Genomic DNA, 19,620 nt, shown 5'->3' on the forward strand with positions numbered 1-19,620 from the left:
CCGTCACCCGTTTATTACGGGAGCCGGAAGGGAGACGCATGAGCGAGACCGTCGACTCGGACCTGTACACCCGCACGAAGGCCTTACTGGAGCCGGGCGACATCGAGCTGCTCGGCTGTATCGTCCACACGGACCTCGACGGCCAGCAGGACCTGGAGATGCACGAGCTGACGGTCGCCGCCAACGAGGTCATCGCCGACCACGCCGACAAGGGCGAGACCTACATCGAGGCCGGGAACGACGACACGAACTTCTCGTCGAACCAGTTTCAGGGACTCACGCTCGACGGCGAGGAGTTCGTCTGGGAGTGCCAGCAGCTGCTCCGCGACGGCGCCTTCGACATCGTGTTCTACTACGAGGCCGACGTCGACCAGGAGGCGCTCGCGGCCGACCTCGCGGACCTCGACGACGTCGACCGCGTGACGCAGGTGCCCTGAGCGGGAGCGACGAGGAGGGTCACCGTCCCGTGAGCGACACCGTCCTGATCCCCGGCGGCCGCGACGTGCGCGCCACCCTCGACACCGCCGCGAGCGACGGGGCTGCCGAGGGCTCGTCGGACCACCCTCGGAGCGACGCGGTCGTCGTCGCCTGTCCGCCGCACCCCCAGCAGCGCGGTCACCGCGGCGACGAGCGACTGGTCGCCGTCTCTGAGGCCCTGACCGACCGCGGAATCGACTGCCTCCGGTTCGACTACGGCGACTGGGACGAGGGGTACGGCGAGACCACCGACGCGGACCGGGCGGTCGGCTGGGCCCTCGACCGCTACGACCGCGTCGGGCTGTTCGGCTTCTCGTTCGGCGGGACGGTCGCGCTCGTCGCGGCCGCGTCGCGGCCCGAACTGGCGGGCGTCTGTGCGCTCGCCCCGACCGCGCGACTGAACGCCGACGTCGACGCGGTCGCGGCGCTCGACGAGGTGGTCGAGCGCGGCACTCCGGTTCGGATCCTGTACGCGACGCGGGACTCGACCGCCGACTGGGAGCCCGTGGTCGAGCGGGCGGCGGAACTGGGGGTCGAGACGGTCGCGTTCGAGTCCGACCACTTCTTCGTCGGGCGGAGCGGGGAGGTAGGCGAAGCGGCCGCGGCGTTTCTCGGGACGAGGATTCGGCAGCGTTCCTCGGGGCCGGACTGAGCGGCGAGTAACGGCTCAGTTGTACCCGCGCCAGCGGCGGCCGCACTCCTTACATTTAAAAAAGCGCGTCGGGGGCTCGTCGGCGGCGCCGGTCTGTTTGATCGTGTACCACGCCTCGCCGTGGCCGCACTCGTCGCAGACGACGTCGGTCGCGGTCGGCTTCCCCTCGAAGTTCGCGCCCTCCTCCGTCTCGATCACCTCCTCACCGGTCTGTTCGGTCGTCGATTCGAACTCGGCGGCGAGCGTCTCGTCGCGCTCGGCGGTGCCGCCGCAGTCGTCGTTCTGACACACCATCTCCCCGTCGCGAGAGACCATCATCGAGCCGCAGTCGTCACAGAACTGCATATACGTGGGAGACAGGGGATCGAGCGGTTTAGGTCCGGTGGGTGCGGTCGCGGAGCGGTCCCTCGGCCTCGGCAGCTCTCCGCCGGACGCTCCGTGGCCTCGAATCGCGAAACTGTCAAGTGATGTGGTACGGTTGATCACCGTATTGTGTGGTCGCGCGCTCGGACTCGTCTGGTCTTCGTCTCTCTCGTGGTCGTCCTCGCCGGGACCGCGGGCCTCGTCCCGTCGGCCGGTGGCGTGGCGCCCGCTTCCGAACACCGTCCGACGGGCGTCATCGGTTCCGGCGACTCTCCACAGACCGACCCGGCGCCGCTCCCCGAGTACGGCATCGAGACGATCGCCTACTGCGACGAGGTCCGGGACACGGACGGAGACGGAAACGCCAAGTGTCTCGGCCGCGGGGACGCGTTCGACGCGGACTCGCCGTTCCACCCGTACCTCGTTCTCACGAACGTCAGCGAGAGTCACACGATACGGTGGCACGTCTCGACCCCGTCGGACCAGTACACGGTATCGTCCACCATCGAGCCCGGCGACACCGTCGTCTCCTACAGTTCGATCGGCATCGACGGCACCGGCGAAGTGGAGGTTCGACTCACGATCGACGGCCGCGACAGGTCCTTGGACAGCCTCTACGTCGGCGACGCGCCGACGGCGACGTTCACGAACACGCCGACGACGCCGGAGCCGGGCGACACGGTCCGGTTCGACGCGTCGAACTCGTCCGGCGAGAGCGTGAACTTGGACTACGCCTGGGACCTCGACGGGGACGGCGCGACCGACGCGACCGGAGAGCGCGTGACGACCTCATTCTCGGAGGGTGGCCGTCACCGGAACGTCACGCTCAGGGTGACCGACAGGTACGGGCTCTCCGACAGCGTGTCCGAACTCGTGTACGTCAACATCCCTCCGGTCGCGAACTTCACGGCGTCGAGCGACCGCATCCAACAGGGGCGGTCGGTTCAGTTCGTCGCGTCGGGGCGCGACCCGGACGGGCGGATCGAGTCGTTCGAGTGGCGCTTCGGCTCGAACCGGACCGTCGACGCGAGCGGCCGGACGGTCGAGACGATTCCGACCGATAGCGGCCGGTTCACCGTCTCGCTCACCGCCGTCGACGAGAGGGGGGCTGACGCGACCGTCACGAGGACGTTCGCCGTGCGGGCCGACTCGGACGGTGACGGGCTCGTCGACGAGCGGGAACGGGAACTCGGAACGGATCCGACGGCCGCGGACACGGATGGTGACGGGCTCCACGACGGCCGCGAGGTCGAGCTGGGGGCCGACCCGACGGCAGCGGATACGGACGATGACGGACTCAGCGATGGGCGAGAGGTCGAGCTGGGAGCCGACCCGACCGTGGCGGACACGGACGGCGACGGACTCGACGACGCTCGCGAGGCCGAGATCGGGACGGATCCGGCGGCGGCGGACACGGACGGCGACGGGCTCGACGACGCACGCGAGGTCGAACTTGGAACGGACCCGACGGCGGCCGATACGGACGGCGACGGGCTCGGTGACAGACGGGAGGTCGAACTAGGTTCCGACCCGACCGCGGCGGACACGGACGGCGACGGGCTCGACGACGCGCGGGAAGTCGAACTAGGTTCCGACCCGACCGCGGCGGACACGGACGGCGACGGGCTCGATGACGCGCGCGAGGTCGAACTCGGAACCGACCCGGCGGCGGCGGATACGGACGGCGACGGGCTCGACGACGCCCGCGAAATCGAACTCGGAACGGACCCGAGGGCCGCCGACACGGACGACGACCGGATCGAAGACGGGCGCGAGGTTCGGCGAGACCTCGATCCGCTCGACGCCGACATGGACGACGACGGCGTCCTCGACGGAGAGGAACTCGAACGGGGCAGCAGTCCGCGCGATGCGGACACGGACGACGACCTGTTCGCCGACCGGATCGACCCGTTCCCGTCGCTGGTCTGGTTCCCGCTCGGTCTGATACAGCTCCTCGCCACCGCGGCGTTGTACGTCGGTGCGATCCGATTCCGGTGAGGCGGGCGGAGACGAACACCGACCGCACTCCGCCCGTGAGCCCCGCGCGACGTCTCAGGGGAGCAAGCGACCGCGAAGGACCCAGACGCCCACCGCGATCCAGAAGCCGGACACGTGGGCCGCGGCACCGGCGAGGGCGACGATGACGTCGAGGCTCGGGGTCGCGTAGCCGTACAGTTCCGCGCCGGTGACACACGCGGCGAATCCGAGGAGCGTCGGTATCCGGTAGTCGTTGCTGAGCGGTCGGACGCGCCACCAGACTCCGAGCGACGTCACGCCGACCGCGACGATAGTGTACGTCAGCCCGATCGACACCGCCTGTCCCGTGACGGAGCGTACTCCGGAGCGATAGGCGAAGAGACCGGCACCGGAGAGAACGACGGAGAACATCGCTGCGAGATGTAGCACGCGCGTCCGTACCTGGCCGCCACCCGGCAGCGAGCGCTGCTGGAACGCGTGGACGACTTTCCGGTAGAAGTGAGCGGCCGCCGCGCCCTCCGTGGCGTGGAAGAGTAGGTAGAGGTACGCGGCGTAGAGGTCGTAAGACCCCCTGAGTACGGCGATCGAGGTGAACCAGTAACCCGCACTGAGGAGCGTTCCGCCGACCAACAACGCTCGCCTGCTCGTTACCTGCCGGAGCGCTCTCGCGACGCCGCCGGCGAGGAGGACGCCGAGTCCGATCACCATCAATCGGACCGGGAACACGCCGGGCTCGGGTGCCAGAAACCAGTCGAGTACGAGCCCGATCACGGTGCGTCCCACACGATTTCGCGGAAGAGGTTGAAGCAGACGGCCAGCGGGAGCAATACGGCGAGGGCCGTCCCGAACAGCCGGGTCCAGCGGAGGTACGCGCTCGACCAGCCGTACCAGACCATCGCGCCCAGAGCGAGGACGACGAGCGCACTGGCACGCGCGCTCAGCCCGACGGACCGAGAGAGCCGGTCGCTGAACACGATCCCGACGCCGACGAACAGGCAGAAGACGCCGTATCGGAGAAGGGTGGCGCTGCTCCCGTCGAACAGCGCCTCAGTCATGGTCGTGCGGTTCGGAACCGGCAGCGAGCGCGTTCGCCGTAGCGTCGTCGTCGGTCACCTCCGTCGCGTGTCGAGAGATGAACATCTAATCCTCGCGCCGGATCGACGTCGATCCGCTGTCGGTCGTTCCAGAGTCAGTCGTTCTGGAAGTCACGCCGCTGTCGGTCGTTCCGGAGTCGGTCGCTTCGGAGTCAGTCGTTCCGGAGGTCACGCCGCTGTCGGTCGTTTCGGTGGTCGAACGGTCGTTCGAGGCCGCTTCCGTCGCCTCGATGTTCTCGATGTCGCCCTCGATGGGGTTCTCGGCGGAACACCACGGGCAGACGACTGGGTTCGTGTTCCCGTCCCAACAGGCGATGTTGTCGCAGTCCGCACAGACGAACAGGCCGGTGTTCGAGCAGTGCGGGCACCCCTCGTATTCCGGCGGGAACTCGAACGGACCGGACACCTGTGCGGTGCCGGACGACCCGCCGCCTCCGTCGCCGCCGGCCGTCGGTATCGACGTGCTCGTGGCCGCCCACGCGTTGCCCCGCCGCTCGAATCGGATCGTAAACGGGTCTTCCGAGTACATACACCGCGCCGAGGCGCGGACGACGCCCGAGGAGGCGTCGCCCGCGTCCGTCTGCCCGGTCCCCTCGTCGCTGATCTCCTCGACGATGTCCGCGGCCGTGTCGATGAGTCCCATCGTGTAGCCCATCTGTACAATCGCATTTAGAAGTTACTCCGCCCCGGACGTCGGGTCGGCGAGCGAGAGGCGGGTCAGCGTAGAGAATCCGAGGAGGACGAGGGATTTCGCGGCGTCACTCCCCGGAGTCCGTTCTGTCGCGGTAGGTCTCGCGATAGGCGCGCGAGCCGCGGATCTCGTCCAGTCGCCGGACGGTCTCCACGGAGATCCGCTCCGCTCGCTGCCGGAGCCGCTCGCGGAGTTCGTCGCTGACGGGTCCGTCGAGCCGTTCGCACGCCTCCTCGAAGGCGACCTCGCTCAGTCGACGCATAACCGTCCTGACCTCTTCGTCGTCGACGTGAGCCGCGTCGACGTTCCGGGCCGCCCCGGGCTCGGCACCCCGTTCGTCTCCGCCGGTTACGAGCCCGCTCACCCTATCGATCAGGCGATCACTCTCGGCCTCCTCTTCGTCGGCGAGGCTGGCGTCCGGGTTGGCGGCGTCGACGAGCGTCTCGGCGGCGCGCTCTCCCACGACGGCTTCGAACGTGGCGATGGTCGTCCAGTAGTCCTCGACGAACGCACTCCACAGGTCGTGGTAGAACTCGAGTTGCGGCCGGTCGATGCCGCTCGCGTGATCCTCGTCGAAGCGGCCGCGGAAGGCGTCCAGCGACGTCTCGAACTCGTCTCTGTCCGCGGCCGCCTCGAACGCCGGGAGGAGGCGTTTGCGGTGTCGCTCGACCAACTCGCGTAGCTCCTCCTCGTATGTCGGGAGGTCTCCCCACGTCAGCGACCCGTCCGCCGCGGCCGCTCGGACGGTCTCGACGAGCTCCGAGACGTCGTACGGCTCCCCCGATTCGCCCCCGACGACGTCGAAGTGATAGGGGTCGCCCTGGTCGTCCACTCGCGAGACGAACCGCACGTTCGAGAGGGTCCCGCTGACCAGTCGCGCCATCCTGTCGACGCCATCGATCGATACTCTGAGCGGGTCAGTCCCGCGACGATACCGTTCCCAGAACTGCGCGACGAACTCGGCGTCGGCGTCGGAGATCGCGTCGGTCCGCTCCGCTGGCGGCGCGTTCGGACTCTCGCCCGGACTCCCGCTGTCGCCGGTCTCGTCGGCCTCGACGGAGTCCGCGGCCGCGTCGGCGGAAGGAGATTCCGGGGCACCGTCGTCTCCCCGCCCGCGTTCCTCCGCCGCACGGTTCGGGACCGCGTCGTCGGGGCCTCCCTCGCCGGCGCGGTCGGTCGCGTCCGCGCCCGGAGTCGATTCGCCGGGCCGGTCACGGTCCGATCCGGGCGTCCCCGCCCGGTTCCTCCCGGATTCCGCGTGCGGATCCGCTCCCGGGCTGCCGGCGGTGGCTCCCGGGCCGCCGTTGTCGGCCCGGACCGAGACGGTGACGGTCGATTCAATGGACTGCTGTTTCTCCGTGATCTGCTGGCTCCGCTCGAACAACTCGTTGACCAGATCCTTGACCGCGACGTCGCGGAGGTTATCGAGCGGCGTCGCGTACAGGTCGAAGAAGCACTCTCCCGACCTGACGGAGTCCCACTCGACGAGGCGACCGAAGACGAAGGTCCGGTCGTCGAGGGCGTCGAAAAAGTACCCTTCGCTCCGATACAGCGCCATGTCTGCGCCGTCGACGAGGTCGACGATCGCCTGTTCTGCGGCTTCGTTTCGTCCGAGCTTCGTCCCGGCGTGATGCCCCTGAAAGTCGTACAGTCCGTGGCGGAACTCGATGTCCTGATACATGGGTCGTTACGTGGTGTTTTTGAGCCAGCGGCCGACGTTTTCGAACCCCTTGAGGACGACTTTCCCCTGTGAGTGTTCGATCTCGTCACGGTTCCCCTCCGGAACGGAGACGCCGAACAGGTCCATGCTCTTGTCTCGCGCCTCGCTGACGAGTTCGAGGACGTCGTCGCCTTTGTTCCCCGGGACCTGTCGATCGATCTCCTTGACCAGGTCGTCGTCGAAGTACCGCGTGTTGACGCTCCCCCGTCCGAGGAGACTGATCTTGTAGTCGGTGGGGTCGTAATCCAGCATATCCGTCGCGGTGAACAGCAGCAGCCCCGTCTTGTCGTCGGCGTCGGCCAGCCGCAACAGCTCGGCGTCGATGATGCCGTCGATGTCGTCGCGGAACATCTTCTTGTAGAGGTTATAGAGGAATATCACCCGGTCGCTCCGGAGGTAGTGGTAGAGGTACGCCCACTCCCACTCCTCGTTTTTTATCGCCTTCGTGTCGTCGTTTATCCGCTCTCTGATGGCCCCGCGCTGCGGCTTGGTTCCGGTCGACTGGTATTTCTCACGAACCTCGTCTTCGTCGTAGTTCCCGTTTCGAAGCCGCTGTACCGCGGCCTCCTGTGCCTCTCCGGGAATGTCCATCGCCGCGACGGTGATCGTCTTCGCCATCGACTGGTCGGCGTTGAGGTTGAACTCGACGATGTAGGTGTCGCGGCGGTTGGTCTGTTCGGGGTATCGGTAGGAGCTCCGCATGCGTTCGACCACCTCGTCTTCGAACAGTCCCCGGTCGCCGTACGTCACGCTGTAGTTCCCGACGAGGTCGTCCGTCGAGACGGCGTTGCTGATCACGTCTCGCCAAGAACTCGATCCGACGGCGCTCGACCGTTTCGACTGTTTTATTTTGATCGCCATGGCGCCGAGGAAGGTCGACTTCCCGCCGCGTTGCCCCGCCATCAACATCACTTCGTCGGGGTTTTCGCTCACAGTCCCCACCCCTGTGAGCCCGCGCTACCCGACGTCGCTTTCCGGTACTCCGTGCGGAGGGCGTTCAGGAGAAGCCCGACCATGACCGTCGTGAACACGGGCGGCAATATAAATAGGAGGTCGTCGGTCTCCAGGTACGCTCGGCCCATTATCCAGACGGTGTAGGCGTACATCTCGGCGATGAGGAACGCGACGGCTCCGAGGAAGTGGGTACTCTTTCCCGTGAAGAATCGGAAGTACGCGACGCTCCCGAACAGGACGGTCGCGCCGATCATCCCGTTGAGGAGGATCCGAACCGGCGAGACCGCCACGGTGATGGAGACGGCGAGGAAGAAGAATATCGCCGTCGCGCGTCCCTGTGGGGTGTCAGCCTGGAGAAAGAGGACAGGCATCGTCCCGATGAGCACGTGCGCGATGGAGTAGTGTAACTCGATGAGATCGGCGGAGAAGATCGTGGGAAGCATACCGCGGTACATCGTCGTACTCACACCGATGAGGGCGCCGAAGACGACGATGAGTCCCACGTTGATCAACTCGTCTTTGTTCATACAGTTCCGTCGTAACCTCCGAACATAATTGCTTTGCCAAGTCTCTCGGTCGGCGACTTCGAGAGACACACTCTCCACAGTGAACTACCCCACCCTACCGGTCGGGCTGACGCCCTCGCGCTTGAGGGTGGGGCTTCCTGTTTCCACGACGCGCTTTGCATCCACAACCGAGGACACAGGGAGCGCAGTCTCCACAGGCGTTGATTCGGAGCGTCCCGCTCCTAACCGCTTCTTCACACCGCGAGAAAGAATATTCCACGCCGCATTCGCGTCTCTGTCGGCCTCGAACCCACACGCCGGGCAGGAGTGTTCGCGCACCCACAACGGTTTCTCGGTCGAAACGCCGCAGGACGCACACTCTTTCGTCGTTCCGCGCGGATTCACAGCAACGAAGTGCGTTCCTTCGCGTTCGCACTTGTATTTGAGCATCCGCAGGAACGTCCCCCACGCCGCACCTGCCCGGTTCCGCGAGTTGCCCGGTAGTTCGACCAACCCCTTCGCGTCCAAGTCCTCGACGGCCACCAAGTCGTACTCCCGAGCGTAGTAGTTCGAGAGCTTGTGAAGGAAGTCGCGGCGCTTGTTCTTCAACTCGGCGTGGCGTTCTGCCACAACCCGACGCTGTTTCTCCCAATTGTCCGACCCGTGCTGTTTCCGCGAGAGGTCGCGCTGTGCGCGTTCCAAACGTTCGCGTTCGTTGGACAGGTCGAGGGATTCGACGGCGGTTCCGTCGGTGTCGTGAGCGTACTTGAGAATCCCCACGTCGATACCGACGCAGTTCTCGGGATTCTCCGGCTTCTCCGGCGGGTCGTCGGGCGTCTCGATGCCGAGAATGGCGTACCACTTCCCGGTAGGTTCTTGCTTGACCGTGACGGTCTTAATGTCAGCGTCGTCGGGGAGGTCGCGGTGGAAGGTGAGGGGGATTTCTCCGAGTTTTGAGAGCCACAGTCGCGTCCGACCGCCCGTGTTCTTGAGCTTGAAGCCGGATTGACTGTAGGTGAAACTGCGGTACTCGCCCGGTGCCTTCCACTTGAGCGTCCCGACGCGGTAGCCCTTCTCTTTGCGCTCTCGTAGTGTCGAGAGGTTATCGTACAGCCGTTGTACGACCTTCTGTAGTACCTTCGAGTGAACGCTTTTCAGGTCGCTCCACCACTTCTTGAGACTCGGCAGGAGCTTCTGCTCAGAGTACGCCGAGGTGTCGTCGGTGCGGTTGAGTCGGTGGAGAAAGTGGTTGTAGACCTGTCTACAGGTATCGACAGTCCACGCTAACTGTTCTTCGAGAGCGTCGGACGGTCGGAGTCGATACCTGTAGTTGTAGTTCACGAGCGTTCTTCGATGAGTTCGTCAAGTTGTCCGCGAACGAACGACGAGAGGTTAAGATGGTTCTCCTCGACCCACTCGGCTTGGTCTTCGCGGATGGTGATGTTCTTCCGCCTCACTACATACGTATTATGCGTATCTATGCGTATGGTTGTTTCGATTGCGTGGGTCTGTGGGCCGAGCGTCGAACGTGTTTGAGAACCGTGCGGTGCTGTATCCCTCCCTACTCACTCTCTTCGCTCGTTCGTTGAGGAAGGGGCCTTAGCGCCTCAATTCAGGTCAGCGGCCGGCTCGGCGGCGGCGTCAGCGGTCTTCGTCGCGCGCTCTCGAATCGGGAGTGTCCCCTTCGGTCCGGGCCTCGTCCGCCGAGGTCCGTTCGGTCGACGACTCACCGCGTGGACGCCCCTCGGTCGATCCCGATTCGGCCGTGGACTCCGGCGGTTCGTCGTCGGTCGATTCGGCATCTTCGGTGGTTTCCCCCTCGCGCTCGGCGGTACTCGTTTCGGATTCGTCGGCGGTCGCTTCGATGTCCTCTGCGGACTGCTCGTCTGTCGTCTCCGGTTCGCCCTTGCTGACGATGACGTCGGCCGTCTGTTCGACGAAGTCGCCGATGCGGTATCCCGGCTTGCGGAGTTCCAACACCGTTCCGTCGGGCTGTTCGGAGGGATGAGTATCCCAGACTGTGTGTTCCCCGAGGTCCTTCTCGTCGCCGGGTTCGGGTGCTATCGGTTCGACGCCGAGTCGGCGCATACCGCCGGTGAACTCCTTGAGGAGGTTCTCCACGTCGGATGGGTCGAGGGTGGCGTCCGCCTGAGCCGTGTGCCAGAGATTGTACCGGACGCTCATGATCCGCCCCAGAATCGACCGCGGCGAGAGGTCCTCGATGGGGTCGCCGTCGGTCTCCGCGCGAGTCGCGAGCGTCGCGTCGTCCGCGGCGGACGTCTCGATCTCCGACGGGTCTGCTTCGAGGCGCGTGAGCCGCGGCCCCGTTTCCGTCGGTGAGTCGAGAGAGGGGGTCGCGTCGCCGTCGGACTGGATCGACGGGGTTACCTCGATGCCGCCCTCCTCGTCGGAGCGAGCCGTCACGGACAGCGTGACGCGCCCCTCGCCGGCCTGCCGCGGCGGGATGCCGGCTATCTCGTACGACCCCTCCGCCGTGACTTCGCCGGAACCCCGGTGTCTGCTCGCCACCGTCACGCTGCCTCGCGTCTGGTCGTCCCGCGTCGTCTTGAGGGTCACCTCCCGGGAACTACCGACGGGGACGGATCCCGGTACGACCGTCTCGAAGGTCGTGCCCTCCCCGGTCGGGACGAGCACGCCGACGTCCCTGTCGAGGGTGTCCGATCGAACCGGCGACTCGCCGGTCTTCCGAAGCTGGTTGGCGAGCAGCGCCGCCCCCCGAACCGGGGCCGTTTCCCGCCCGCCGAGTCGAGGCTCGCTCAGCGGTCGGTCGAGGAAGCCGGAAACGGCGTTCGACACCGGGATCGGGTCGACTCCCGGCCCGGCGACCAACACTCTGTCCACGTCCGACCGGCCGACGTCGGCGGTGTCGAAGAGGTCCCGGAGCCGCGCGATGACCGCCTTCTCGACGGGCTCGATCGCCTCGTACGCGTCGGACATGTCCACGTCGACGTCGACGCCCAACGTGCGCCCGTCGTCGGCCGTCAGGCCGGGCACCTCGTCGGCGGCGATCGAGCCGTCGGTGTCGTTCGTGACAGCCTCAAGGGCGTCGCCGGTCGCTGCGCGGAGGTGTTCGATCGAGTTCTCGTCGTAGGTCACGCGGCGGTTCTCCTCGCGGGCGGTCCGCTCGATGGCCCACTCCGCGAGCGACTCCTCCATCGCGTCGCGGCCGATGCCCGCCTCGCTGACCCGCGACACCACGCGGTAGGTCGCCTCGTCGGGGTCGACGCGGACCAGCGCCGCGTCGAACCAGTGGGAGCCGATGTCGACGACGACCAACAGCTGCGGCTCCGAGATGGCGGGGAACTCGGCGGCGGCGACGGCCACCGGGGCTCTGACGACGGCGCCGACATCGATCCCGGCCGCTTCGAGCGCACGGGAGACGGTGGCGCGGTCCTCGGCGTCGTAGACCCCGGGAACCGAGACCACGGCGTCCGGGGGCAGTTCCCCGTTCAGGCCTTCGGTTTCAAGCGCCGACGGCGCGCTCTCTCGCCACCCGTCGATCAGGTCGGCGAACAGCGATTCCACCTCGAGTTCGAACCGAGCGGTGTCTCCCGAGAGGTACTCCGGTCGCCCGTCTCCGTACTGCGGGAGGACGGGTATCCGCCGGTTCGGCTCCGGCTCGAGGCTTGGCGGGCGGGCCCGGACGCCGTCCTCGGTCGCGTGTAGCTCCGGGGGCGAGCGCGGCTCGCCGGTCGGTCCCGCGAGCAGCTCTGCTTCCCGCCCGTCGCTGAGCGCGCCGGCGATACCCGTCGCTCGAAAGTCGATCCCGAGTCCGATGGGAGTGGAGTTCGTATCTGTCATGGAAACCGGTTGCGTGCGGGAAACGGTCCCCGCGCAGTCGGTGAATCCCGACCGTCAGTCTCTCGTGACCGAATCGTCGTGCGTCTCCTCGCTCCGCTGGATATGGCCTTCAATCTCCTTCTCGGTGAGACCGATCTCCAGCGTCGTTTCAGCCTTCCGACCGGTGTCGAGGTTCGTCGCCTCGGCGTGGAGTTTCCCCTCTTCGTCGACGGTGAACGTCACTTCGAACTCGGGGTCGGACCCCTCGTCGAGGTTCTTCAGTTCGAACTCCCCGAGCTTGTCGTTCTCTTCTGCGAGCGCCTTGCCGCCCTCCAGGATCTCGATGGTGATCTTCGGTGACTGCTTGTCGATCTTGCGGAACCCGCGCTTCGACTCGGAGGCCTTGACCGGGGTCTGCTCCGACAGGATCATTTCGAACGTCTCCTTGTCGTTGTCGGGATCGACCGTTTTCAGCCCGATATCTCTCGGAAGCACAATACTTCCACCACCGCCCCCCTGCGGTTCAAGTTCGGTCTGAATGGCAGCCCCCTCCGCGACGACGTAGTCCTGATCGACTCCCTTCGACGCCTCCATCCCGAAGTAGTCCTCCACGCGCTCCTGGACCTTGGGGATCCGAGTCGACCCGCCGACGAGCAGCAGTTCGTCAACGTCCTCTTTCGTGGCGTCGACCTTCTCGTGGTCGAACAGCGCGTCGACGTAGTCGAACGTCTCATCGACGAGGTGTTCGGTTATTTCGTCAAACTCGTCCCGTGAGAGATCTATGTTGAACGTATCACCTGGGCCGACCATGGGGGAGATAGATCCGGACTCGGTCTGCGAGAGATCGTGTTTCAGATCGGTCACCTTCTCGTAGACGTCCGCCTTCATCGCGCTGTTGTCCTCCGGATCCGGGTGCCCCGCATCGATCATCTCGCCCCGAACGTGGTCGTACAGCTCGTCGTCGAAGTCCTCACCGCCGAGCCGCTGGCCGCCCTTGACTCCCTCGACCTCAAACTCACCGTCCGGCGTGACGTTCATCAGCGTCGCGTCGAACGTCCCACCGCCCATGTCGTAGACGAAGACAGTGCCAGCGCCCGTGTCGCCGATCCCGTAGCGGAGACACGCGCTGGTCGGCTCGTTGAGAAGTTCGATATCTTCTTTGTCGAATTCCGCTATTTTGGCCGCGTTGAGGGTTGCGTTCCGCTCTTTCGGTCCAAAGTAGGCTGGAACGGTGACGACCATCTCCTCGACGTCCTCGCCCGTCGCCTCCTCGGCGTCAGCGACGAGTTTCTTGAGAATCTCCGCCGATATCGCCTCGGGACCCCACTCCTCGCCGTCGATATCGACGGCCCAGTCCTGGTCACCCATGTGTCGCTTGACGCGCGGGACGGTTCGGTCCGGTACCTCCATCTGGTTGCGTTTAGCGGTCGTGCCGACGATGACGCCCCCGTCGTCGGGGAACTGAACGACCGACGGCGTCTTGCGCTCGCCGCGCTCGTTCTCCAGAATCTCGGGATCGCCGTTCTCGTCGAGTCTGGCGACGACGCTGTTCGTCGTGCCGAGGTCTACTCCGATTTGCATGAGACAAGCCGATATATCTGCCAACCCACAATAATCTTTAGGTGGGCAGATCCGAATCTGATACCGGCGGAAATCCCGTTACGGCGTCACCCGGATCGTCTCGCTGTCGTAGCGGTCGAACTGGTCGGTGTCGGGACGTGCGTACACCTCGATGAACTGGGGGCTGTCGACGTCGAACTCGAAGGTGACCTCGCCGTTCCCGTCCGTCTCCTTGCGCTGGTCGCGTTCGTCTTTCGCGTAGACGGTCGTGTCGGCCAGTTCGTTGCCGAGTTCGTCGACGACGCGGAACGTGACCGAGTCGCCCGCGGAGACCGATCGCGGGGCGTTGACGCTCTCTAAGAACAGCTCCTTCGTCCGCTGTTTGACGTCCACGTGCTCCGTGTGGCTCTCGTAGCTGGCGCGTTCGTCGGACGTCTTCGACGCCGTGAGCCGTTTTCGCCCTTGGCCGGTGAACGTCACCGTCGCCCGACCGTCGTCGTCCGTCTCGGCCGACGTCCCGTCCTCGGCCTCGACGGTCGCGCCCTCGACCGGACCGCCGCCGACTGAAATCACCTTCGCGACGACGTCGTCGCCCGCCTCGATGTCGCGGCCGTCCTCGGTGGAGTCGTACTCCGAGATCCGGAGCTGCTCCGTGGTCCGCTCGACGTCGACGGAACACGAGCCCTGTCCGTACACCGTCTGCTCGGTGTCAGATTTCGAGGCGACGACGGTCGTCTTCCCGAAGGAGTCGAACGTCAGGCGCGCGACGCCGTCGCCGTCCGTCTCGGCGACATCGCCGTCGAATGACCGGACGGTTGCGTGCTGGACGCCGTCCCCGTCCGCGGTGACCTCGAAACGGACTGAGTCGCCGACGACCGGCGAGTCGAGCGGTCGGATCTCCAGATCGCTCGTCCGCTTCGTCACCTCGACCTCGGTGCGGGCGTCCGTGAAGGTGAGCCCTCCGGTGTCTCCCTTCGAGGCCGTCACAGTTCGCGTCCCGGGCGTGACGTCGCCGAACGAGAGCGTTACCTCGCCGTCGTTGTCGGTCGTCCCGCCGGCCGAACCGACCGAGACGGTCACTCCGCGAACCGGCGACCCATCCTCGTCGATCACCTTGAACGTCCCGCGCGCGTCGACGGAGAGCCGCGTCGGCGACTGGTCGAAGCGCAGGTCGACCTGCCGCTGTTTGACCGAGACGGTCGCCTCGGCGTCCGCGAACTCCTTCGACGACGTCGGCGGCTTGGACGCCTCGACGGTGAGCCCGCCGACGCGGTCGGCCGTCAGCGTCGCCTCGCCGTTCCCGTCGGTCGACGTCGAGGACCCGGCGTCGGTCGTGACCGTCACGTCCCCCTGCGGGTTGCCGTTGGAGTCGACGACCCGGACCGCGAACTCCTCGTCGACCTCGACTGCGTCGGGACAGGCGGCGAAGGAGAGCGACCCGCTCTGGCGTTCAACCTCCACCTCGACCTCGCCGTTTTTGTACTCGTGGTCGGGATCGGGATGTTGGTTCTTGCTCGCGACGATTGTGACAGTATCCGGGGAGTTGAATTGAAGCACTTCGGTGCCGTCGTCGTCGGTCTTCCCGATCCGCTTATCGCCCTCCTCTGGTCGCTGTAACCCCACGCCGGCAACGCCGTCGTCAGTGTGATCGGTGACCCGGACGGTCACCTCCTCTCTGATCGAGACCGTGTCCGGAGTCGCGGAGACGAGGAGCGGCACGACCGTCGTGTCGCCGACCTCGACGGGACTGGGACGCTGCTGGATCTCCTCGAACGCCTCGTTGATCGTCTCCCGAGCGTCGTGGTCGCCGTCGTACTTGTCCAGAAGGCTGCGGGCGCGGTTCTCCACCTCGTCTTCGGTCGCGCTGCGCGAGAGCCCCAGCACGTCGTACGGGTCGTTGGCGTTCAGGTCCTCCCCGGCCATCGATACGACTGTTCGGCGAGAGGTGGAATACCTTTTCGGTCCGATCAACTGACTGAGGCGATCGCCGGGACGCCGCGTCGGAGTGACCGTCAGCTCTCTTCGACGCGGACCTTGACTTCGTCGTCTCTGTACTCGTGGTCGGAATCGGAACGCCGTGTCTTGCTCGCGAGGATTGTGTGGGTACCCGCCTCGTTGAATCGGACGGTATCGGTACCGTCGTCGCCGGTCTTCCCGACCCGCCGACGGTCTCCCGATCGCTGTAGGCCCACGCCGGGAACGCCGTCGCCCGCGTGATCGGTAACCCGGACAGTCACCTCTTCACCGACCGAAATCGTATCCGGCGTCACGGAGATATGGAGCGGAACGACCGTGGTGTCGCCAACCTCGACGGGGCTGGGGCGTTTCTGGATCTCCTCGAACGCCTCGTTGATGGCCGCCCGAGCGGCGTATTCGTCCGGATACTCGTCCAACAGGCCGCGGACGAACCTTCGCACCTCGTCCTCAGTCGCTTCGCTTGAACTCTCCACGTCGTGTGAGTCGTCCGCGTCTTGGTCCTCCCCGGATGCCGAACGCGCTCTGACGGTGATTTCTACCTCGCCGTCTTTGTACTCGTGATCGGGATCGGGGTGCTGTATCTTGCTCGCAACCAGTGTGAAGAGCCCCCTGTCGTTGAATCGGACGGTTTCGGTGCCGTCGTCACCGGTCTTCCCCATCCGGTAGCCGTCTTCGGCTCGCCGGAGTATCACGCCTGGAACTCCCTCGTCTGTATGATCAGTAACCCGGACCGTCACCTCCTCGCCGACCGAAATCGTGTCAGGGGTCGCGGAAACGACGAGCGGGACGACCGTCGTGTCGCCCACTTTAAGCGGACTGGGCCGCTGCTGTATGTCCTCGTACGCCTCGTTGATCGCCGTTCGGGCCGCGTGGTCGTCCGAGTAATCGCCCAGGAGGCTGCGGGCGCGCTGATCCACCTCATCATCGGTCGCGTCTTTCGACAGCCCGAGTACGTCGTACGGATCGTCGGCGTCGAGATCCGGATCCATACGGGTTGGTTGATATTCCTCCGCAGTTAACAATTCCCCAGCTTCACCTCGGGGAAACAACTATTGAAATCGACGACAGACGAATTCGATATGAGTCACCGACTGTCCTACACCCTTTCCCGCGAGGAGCTCCCTAGAGACGGCGGAGAGACGGCTTGTCAGCTCCAGATCCACCCGGACGACACAGGTCGCGGCGAACTGCCGCTCCACGTCGTCTTCTGCGTCGATTCGAGCTACTCCATGCGCGGGGGCGACATCGAGGCCGCAAAGCAGGGCGTCGAGTCGGCGGTCGAACACCTCTCGTCGGACGACCAGTTCGGCGTCGTCGAGTTCGACGACGACGCTTCCATCGTCGCGGATCCCGTGGCGGGGAATCGGTACGGCCGCGTGAGTTCGTCCGTCGACGGTATTGAGGCCGACGGCAACACCAACATCATGGACGGCCTCGAGAAGTCGCGGCAGCTTCTCGATAAGATGCGCGGCGGCGGCGGGTTCCTCTCCGGCGGCTCGACCGACGCGGTCGAGTGGATCCTGCTCATCAGCGACGGCCAGCCGAACCGGACCAACGAGTCGGCGTTCAAGCGCGCGCTCGACGGGCTCACAATGTCGACGGCCGAGAAACACGGTGCCGCGGCGGCGGACCTGAGCGACGAGGGCATCACGATTCACACCGCTGGCGTCGGGAGCGGCTACGATCCGGATGTCAACGAGGCGATCAGCGACGCCGCCGGCGGGACGATGGAACACAAGAGCTCGGGACGGGGTATCGGCGACTTCTTCGAGGGCCAGATCCGCGACGCCCGGAGCGTCGTCGCGACGAACCCGACGCTCACGCTCCGCCCGGACAACGGCGCGTCCGTCGACAACGTGATGCAGGAGCTCCCGACGAAAATTAAAGACCCGAACGTCGAGCGGCGGGGCGGGGAGCTCGTCGTCGACGTCCCCGACCTGAGCGTCGACGACCCGCCGCAGTTCAGCTTCGACATCGACGTCCCCTCGGAGGCGAACCCGGTCGCCCACGCCGAACTCGACGTCGACGGCGACACCGCAACCGCCTCCATCGAGGTCGGATTCGCCTCCGCCGCGCTCGTCAAGGACGAGGTCAACGAGGACGTCTTGGAGAACCGGGACGCAATCACCCGCTACGAGGACCGCAAGGACTCCATGTCGGCCGAACAGCGCGCCCAAGAGAAGTCGTCCGGGATCACGCGAGAGTAGTCCGGCGTCCGTCCGAGAACGATTCGTAGGGAGTTCTCACAGTGCCGCGAGTTCCGTTCTGACGCCGCTGAGCGACGCGAAATACCCCACAGCCAGCACGACGAACGGGACCACGAGGACGGGGTTGCCCGACGCGTAGACGGAAACGCCGACGAAAATGACGCCGAAGACGAACAGCACGGTCGCGATCAGCGCCGCGAGGTGAAAGAGCACGCGCCGGGCGGACGCGTTGACTCGTCCCGCGAACACGCCGCCGCCGCCCGCGACGACGGCGGCGACGGTGAACGGGAGCACCGATCCGAGAGCGAACCTCGTGGCGACGACGCCGACGACGCTCGCGACGCTCCACGCGAGCAGGAACGCGACGACGAGGCGCCCCTGTGCCGTCTCGCTGTAGACGGCTAACGCGGCGAGCAGTCCGACGAAAGCGAAGAAGAGCAGCACTTGGAGCTGGATGTACGACCCGGAGAGCGGCACCGTCGGCAGTTCCTGGAACAGCAGGACCAGGAGTCCTCCGGCGAACACGCCCGTCGCCGCCGCGACCGCGAGGTTGCTGAGTTCGCTTACGTGCATTTACCCGAACGTCGGTACAGCGGCAGAAAAACGTTCACCACAGCTGATCGATCCACCGGCGCACCCGTCCGAGTCGGTCCGTCACCCGCGATCTGACCCGCCCACCGAGCGTCCGAAGCCGATCGATCTTGACGCCGAACCACCGTTGAACCCGTCCCCGGTACGGCACGGCGCCGAGATACAGCGCCGCAGCCAGAACGACGTGGAGGAGCCCCGTGGGGACGAACAGCGTCGTCGGCGCCGGATCGATCCGGTCGCCGAACAGGTCGCCGTCGGTGTCCGGGTCGCGGGGATCGGTCCCCAGTCGGCGCTCGCGGGCCGTGGTTATGCCGTCGTCGTCGGGGTCGTGAAAGACCAGCACTTCCTGCGTGACCGCCTCGGTCGTGCCGCTCGCGTCCGTCACCTTGAGCGTCACGTCGCGGCGGCCGTCCGTCGCGTACGAGACCGTCACCGTACGTCCGGTCCGATCGAACGTCCCGTCGCCGTCGATGTCCCACTCGTAGGACTCGATGGCGCACTGGGCCTCGCCGGTTCCCGCGGTCAGCGTCAGCGGCTCGCTTCGGTTCGGCTCCGCGGGCTCCTGCGTGAACGACGGTTCGAGCTCCGACTCGTCGGCGCTCGGCGGCTCGACGCTTATCGGTTCGCTCGTCCCGACGCTGACCGTCTCCGTGCCCAGGAACGTCGACCGCTTCGCGGTCGCGCGGAGTTCCACCGTAGTCCGCTCGCCGCCGAAGTCCGACGCGGACAGCGCGATCTCCTCCTCGAACGCCCATCCCGAGAGGTCCTCGTACGTCCGGATCGTCGTGTACTCGCCGCCGTCGGTTCGGTACGAGAGATCGACCCACGCGTCGCCGTCCGCCGGCGAGTCCCCGCCGATCCGGACGTTCGTCGCGAGCCGAATCGACTGGTGATACCCGTCGCAGTCGCGGTCGACCCCCTCGGCGACCGTCACCGTCTGTCCCCTGGCCGGCGGCGATCCACCGCACCCCGCGAGAACGACGAGCACCGCCAGTCCGACCAACAGCACGGGCCGCGATCGAAGGTTGCGTCTCGCGCCCATCGATACCT

The 19,620-nt window shown here is 66.1% G+C and carries 18 protein-coding genes; 4 read left to right on the forward strand and 14 right to left on the reverse strand.

The window, feature by feature from the left end:
* Window positions 1–38 precede the first annotated feature (38 nt).
* Together CPZ01_RS10750 and CPZ01_RS10755 are read left to right on the forward strand one after the other, a co-directional pair.
* Window positions 39–437 carry a DUF5778 family protein gene (locus tag CPZ01_RS10750; RefSeq protein ID WP_096394930.1) on the forward strand — a complete coding sequence of 133 codons (399 nt, stop codon included), beginning with the start codon at window positions 39–41 and terminating at the stop codon, window positions 435–437.
* Window positions 438–466: 29 nt separating this feature from the next.
* Entirely contained in the window at window positions 467–1,129 is a 663-nt protein-coding gene (locus CPZ01_RS10755) for an alpha/beta hydrolase (RefSeq protein ID WP_096394932.1), read from the forward strand.
* Between the two features lie 15 nt (window positions 1,130–1,144).
* On the opposite strand, the gene CPZ01_RS10760 is transcribed toward CPZ01_RS10755, so the two are convergent.
* Window positions 1,145–1,474: a transcription factor S gene (locus CPZ01_RS10760; RefSeq protein ID WP_096394934.1), complete on the reverse strand. Its 330-nt coding sequence runs from the start codon at window positions 1,472–1,474 to the stop codon at window positions 1,145–1,147.
* Window positions 1,475–1,663: 189 nt separating this feature from the next.
* Here CPZ01_RS10760 and CPZ01_RS10765 point away from each other — a divergent pair, with 189 nt between their 5' ends.
* A complete protein-coding gene (locus tag CPZ01_RS10765) occupies window positions 1,664–3,490 on the forward strand; it encodes a PKD domain-containing protein (RefSeq protein WP_157745960.1) in 1,827 nt (608 codons plus the stop codon).
* Window positions 3,491–3,544: 54 nt separating this feature from the next.
* Here the strand turns inward: CPZ01_RS10765 and CPZ01_RS10770 are convergent, their stop codons facing one another.
* From CPZ01_RS10770 to CPZ01_RS10820, 11 genes are all read right to left on the reverse strand, one after another.
* The gene (locus tag CPZ01_RS10770; protein WP_096394936.1) at window positions 3,545–4,240 is read right to left on the reverse strand and encodes a hypothetical protein; all 696 of its coding nucleotides are present in this window, start codon (window positions 4,238–4,240) and stop codon (window positions 3,545–3,547) included.
* Window positions 4,237–4,524 carry a hypothetical protein gene (locus tag CPZ01_RS10775; protein ID WP_096394937.1) on the reverse strand — a complete coding sequence of 96 codons (288 nt, stop codon included), beginning with the start codon at window positions 4,522–4,524 and terminating at the stop codon, window positions 4,237–4,239. Before CPZ01_RS10775 ends, CPZ01_RS10770 begins: the two co-directional genes overlap by 4 nt.
* An 85-nt stretch (window positions 4,525–4,609) precedes the next feature.
* On the reverse strand, window positions 4,610–5,206 hold the full coding sequence (locus CPZ01_RS10780; protein WP_096394938.1) for a hypothetical protein: 597 nt from the start codon (window positions 5,204–5,206) through the stop codon (window positions 4,610–4,612).
* Window positions 5,207–5,321: 115 nt separating this feature from the next.
* Complete coding sequence (locus tag CPZ01_RS10785) at window positions 5,322–6,935, reverse strand: ICP22 family protein (RefSeq protein WP_096394956.1); 1,614 nt, start codon at window positions 6,933–6,935, stop codon at window positions 5,322–5,324.
* Between the two features lie 6 nt (window positions 6,936–6,941).
* On the reverse strand, window positions 6,942–7,907 hold the full coding sequence (locus tag CPZ01_RS10790; RefSeq protein ID WP_096394957.1) for a hypothetical protein: 966 nt from the start codon (window positions 7,905–7,907) through the stop codon (window positions 6,942–6,944).
* Entirely contained in the window at window positions 7,904–8,455 is a 552-nt protein-coding gene (locus CPZ01_RS10795; RefSeq protein ID WP_096394958.1) for a hypothetical protein, read from the reverse strand. Before CPZ01_RS10795 ends, CPZ01_RS10790 begins: the two co-directional genes overlap by 4 nt.
* 84 nt (window positions 8,456–8,539) lie before the next feature.
* Window positions 8,540–9,775, reverse strand: a complete 1,236-nt coding sequence (locus CPZ01_RS10800) for an RNA-guided endonuclease InsQ/TnpB family protein (RefSeq protein ID WP_096394959.1) — start codon at window positions 9,773–9,775, stop codon at window positions 8,540–8,542.
* A 300-nt stretch (window positions 9,776–10,075) separates the two neighbouring features.
* Window positions 10,076–12,256: a nucleotide exchange factor GrpE gene (gene grpE / locus CPZ01_RS10805; protein ID WP_096394960.1), complete on the reverse strand. Its 2,181-nt coding sequence runs from the start codon at window positions 12,254–12,256 to the stop codon at window positions 10,076–10,078.
* A gap of 54 nt (window positions 12,257–12,310) precedes the next feature.
* Window positions 12,311–13,816, reverse strand: a complete 1,506-nt coding sequence (locus CPZ01_RS10810; protein ID WP_096394961.1) for an Hsp70 family protein — start codon at window positions 13,814–13,816, stop codon at window positions 12,311–12,313.
* A 78-nt stretch (window positions 13,817–13,894) separates the two neighbouring features.
* Complete coding sequence (locus CPZ01_RS10815; protein WP_096394962.1) at window positions 13,895–15,718, reverse strand: hypothetical protein; 1,824 nt, start codon at window positions 15,716–15,718, stop codon at window positions 13,895–13,897.
* An 89-nt stretch (window positions 15,719–15,807) separates the two neighbouring features.
* On the reverse strand, window positions 15,808–16,761 hold the full coding sequence (locus CPZ01_RS10820; RefSeq protein WP_096394963.1) for a J domain-containing protein: 954 nt from the start codon (window positions 16,759–16,761) through the stop codon (window positions 15,808–15,810).
* A gap of 90 nt (window positions 16,762–16,851) precedes the next feature.
* Between CPZ01_RS10820 and CPZ01_RS10825 the strand changes: the two genes are divergently transcribed.
* Entirely contained in the window at window positions 16,852–17,979 is a 1,128-nt protein-coding gene (locus CPZ01_RS10825; protein WP_096394966.1) for a vWA domain-containing protein, read from the forward strand.
* 36 nt (window positions 17,980–18,015) lie between these two features.
* On the opposite strand, the gene CPZ01_RS10830 is transcribed toward CPZ01_RS10825, so the two are convergent.
* Both CPZ01_RS10830 and CPZ01_RS10835 read right to left on the reverse strand, forming a co-directional pair.
* On the reverse strand, window positions 18,016–18,552 hold the full coding sequence (locus CPZ01_RS10830; protein ID WP_096394967.1) for a hypothetical protein: 537 nt from the start codon (window positions 18,550–18,552) through the stop codon (window positions 18,016–18,018).
* A 34-nt stretch (window positions 18,553–18,586) separates the two neighbouring features.
* Window positions 18,587–19,579 carry a PKD domain-containing protein gene (locus CPZ01_RS10835; protein WP_157745962.1) on the reverse strand — a complete coding sequence of 331 codons (993 nt, stop codon included), beginning with the start codon at window positions 19,577–19,579 and terminating at the stop codon, window positions 18,587–18,589.
* Window positions 19,580–19,620: the final 41 nt, after the last annotated feature.

It is taken from the genome of Halorubrum trapanicum (genome assembly GCF_002355655.1).
GTDB classification, from domain to species: domain Archaea; phylum Halobacteriota; class Halobacteria; order Halobacteriales; family Haloferacaceae; genus Halorubrum; species Halorubrum trapanicum_A.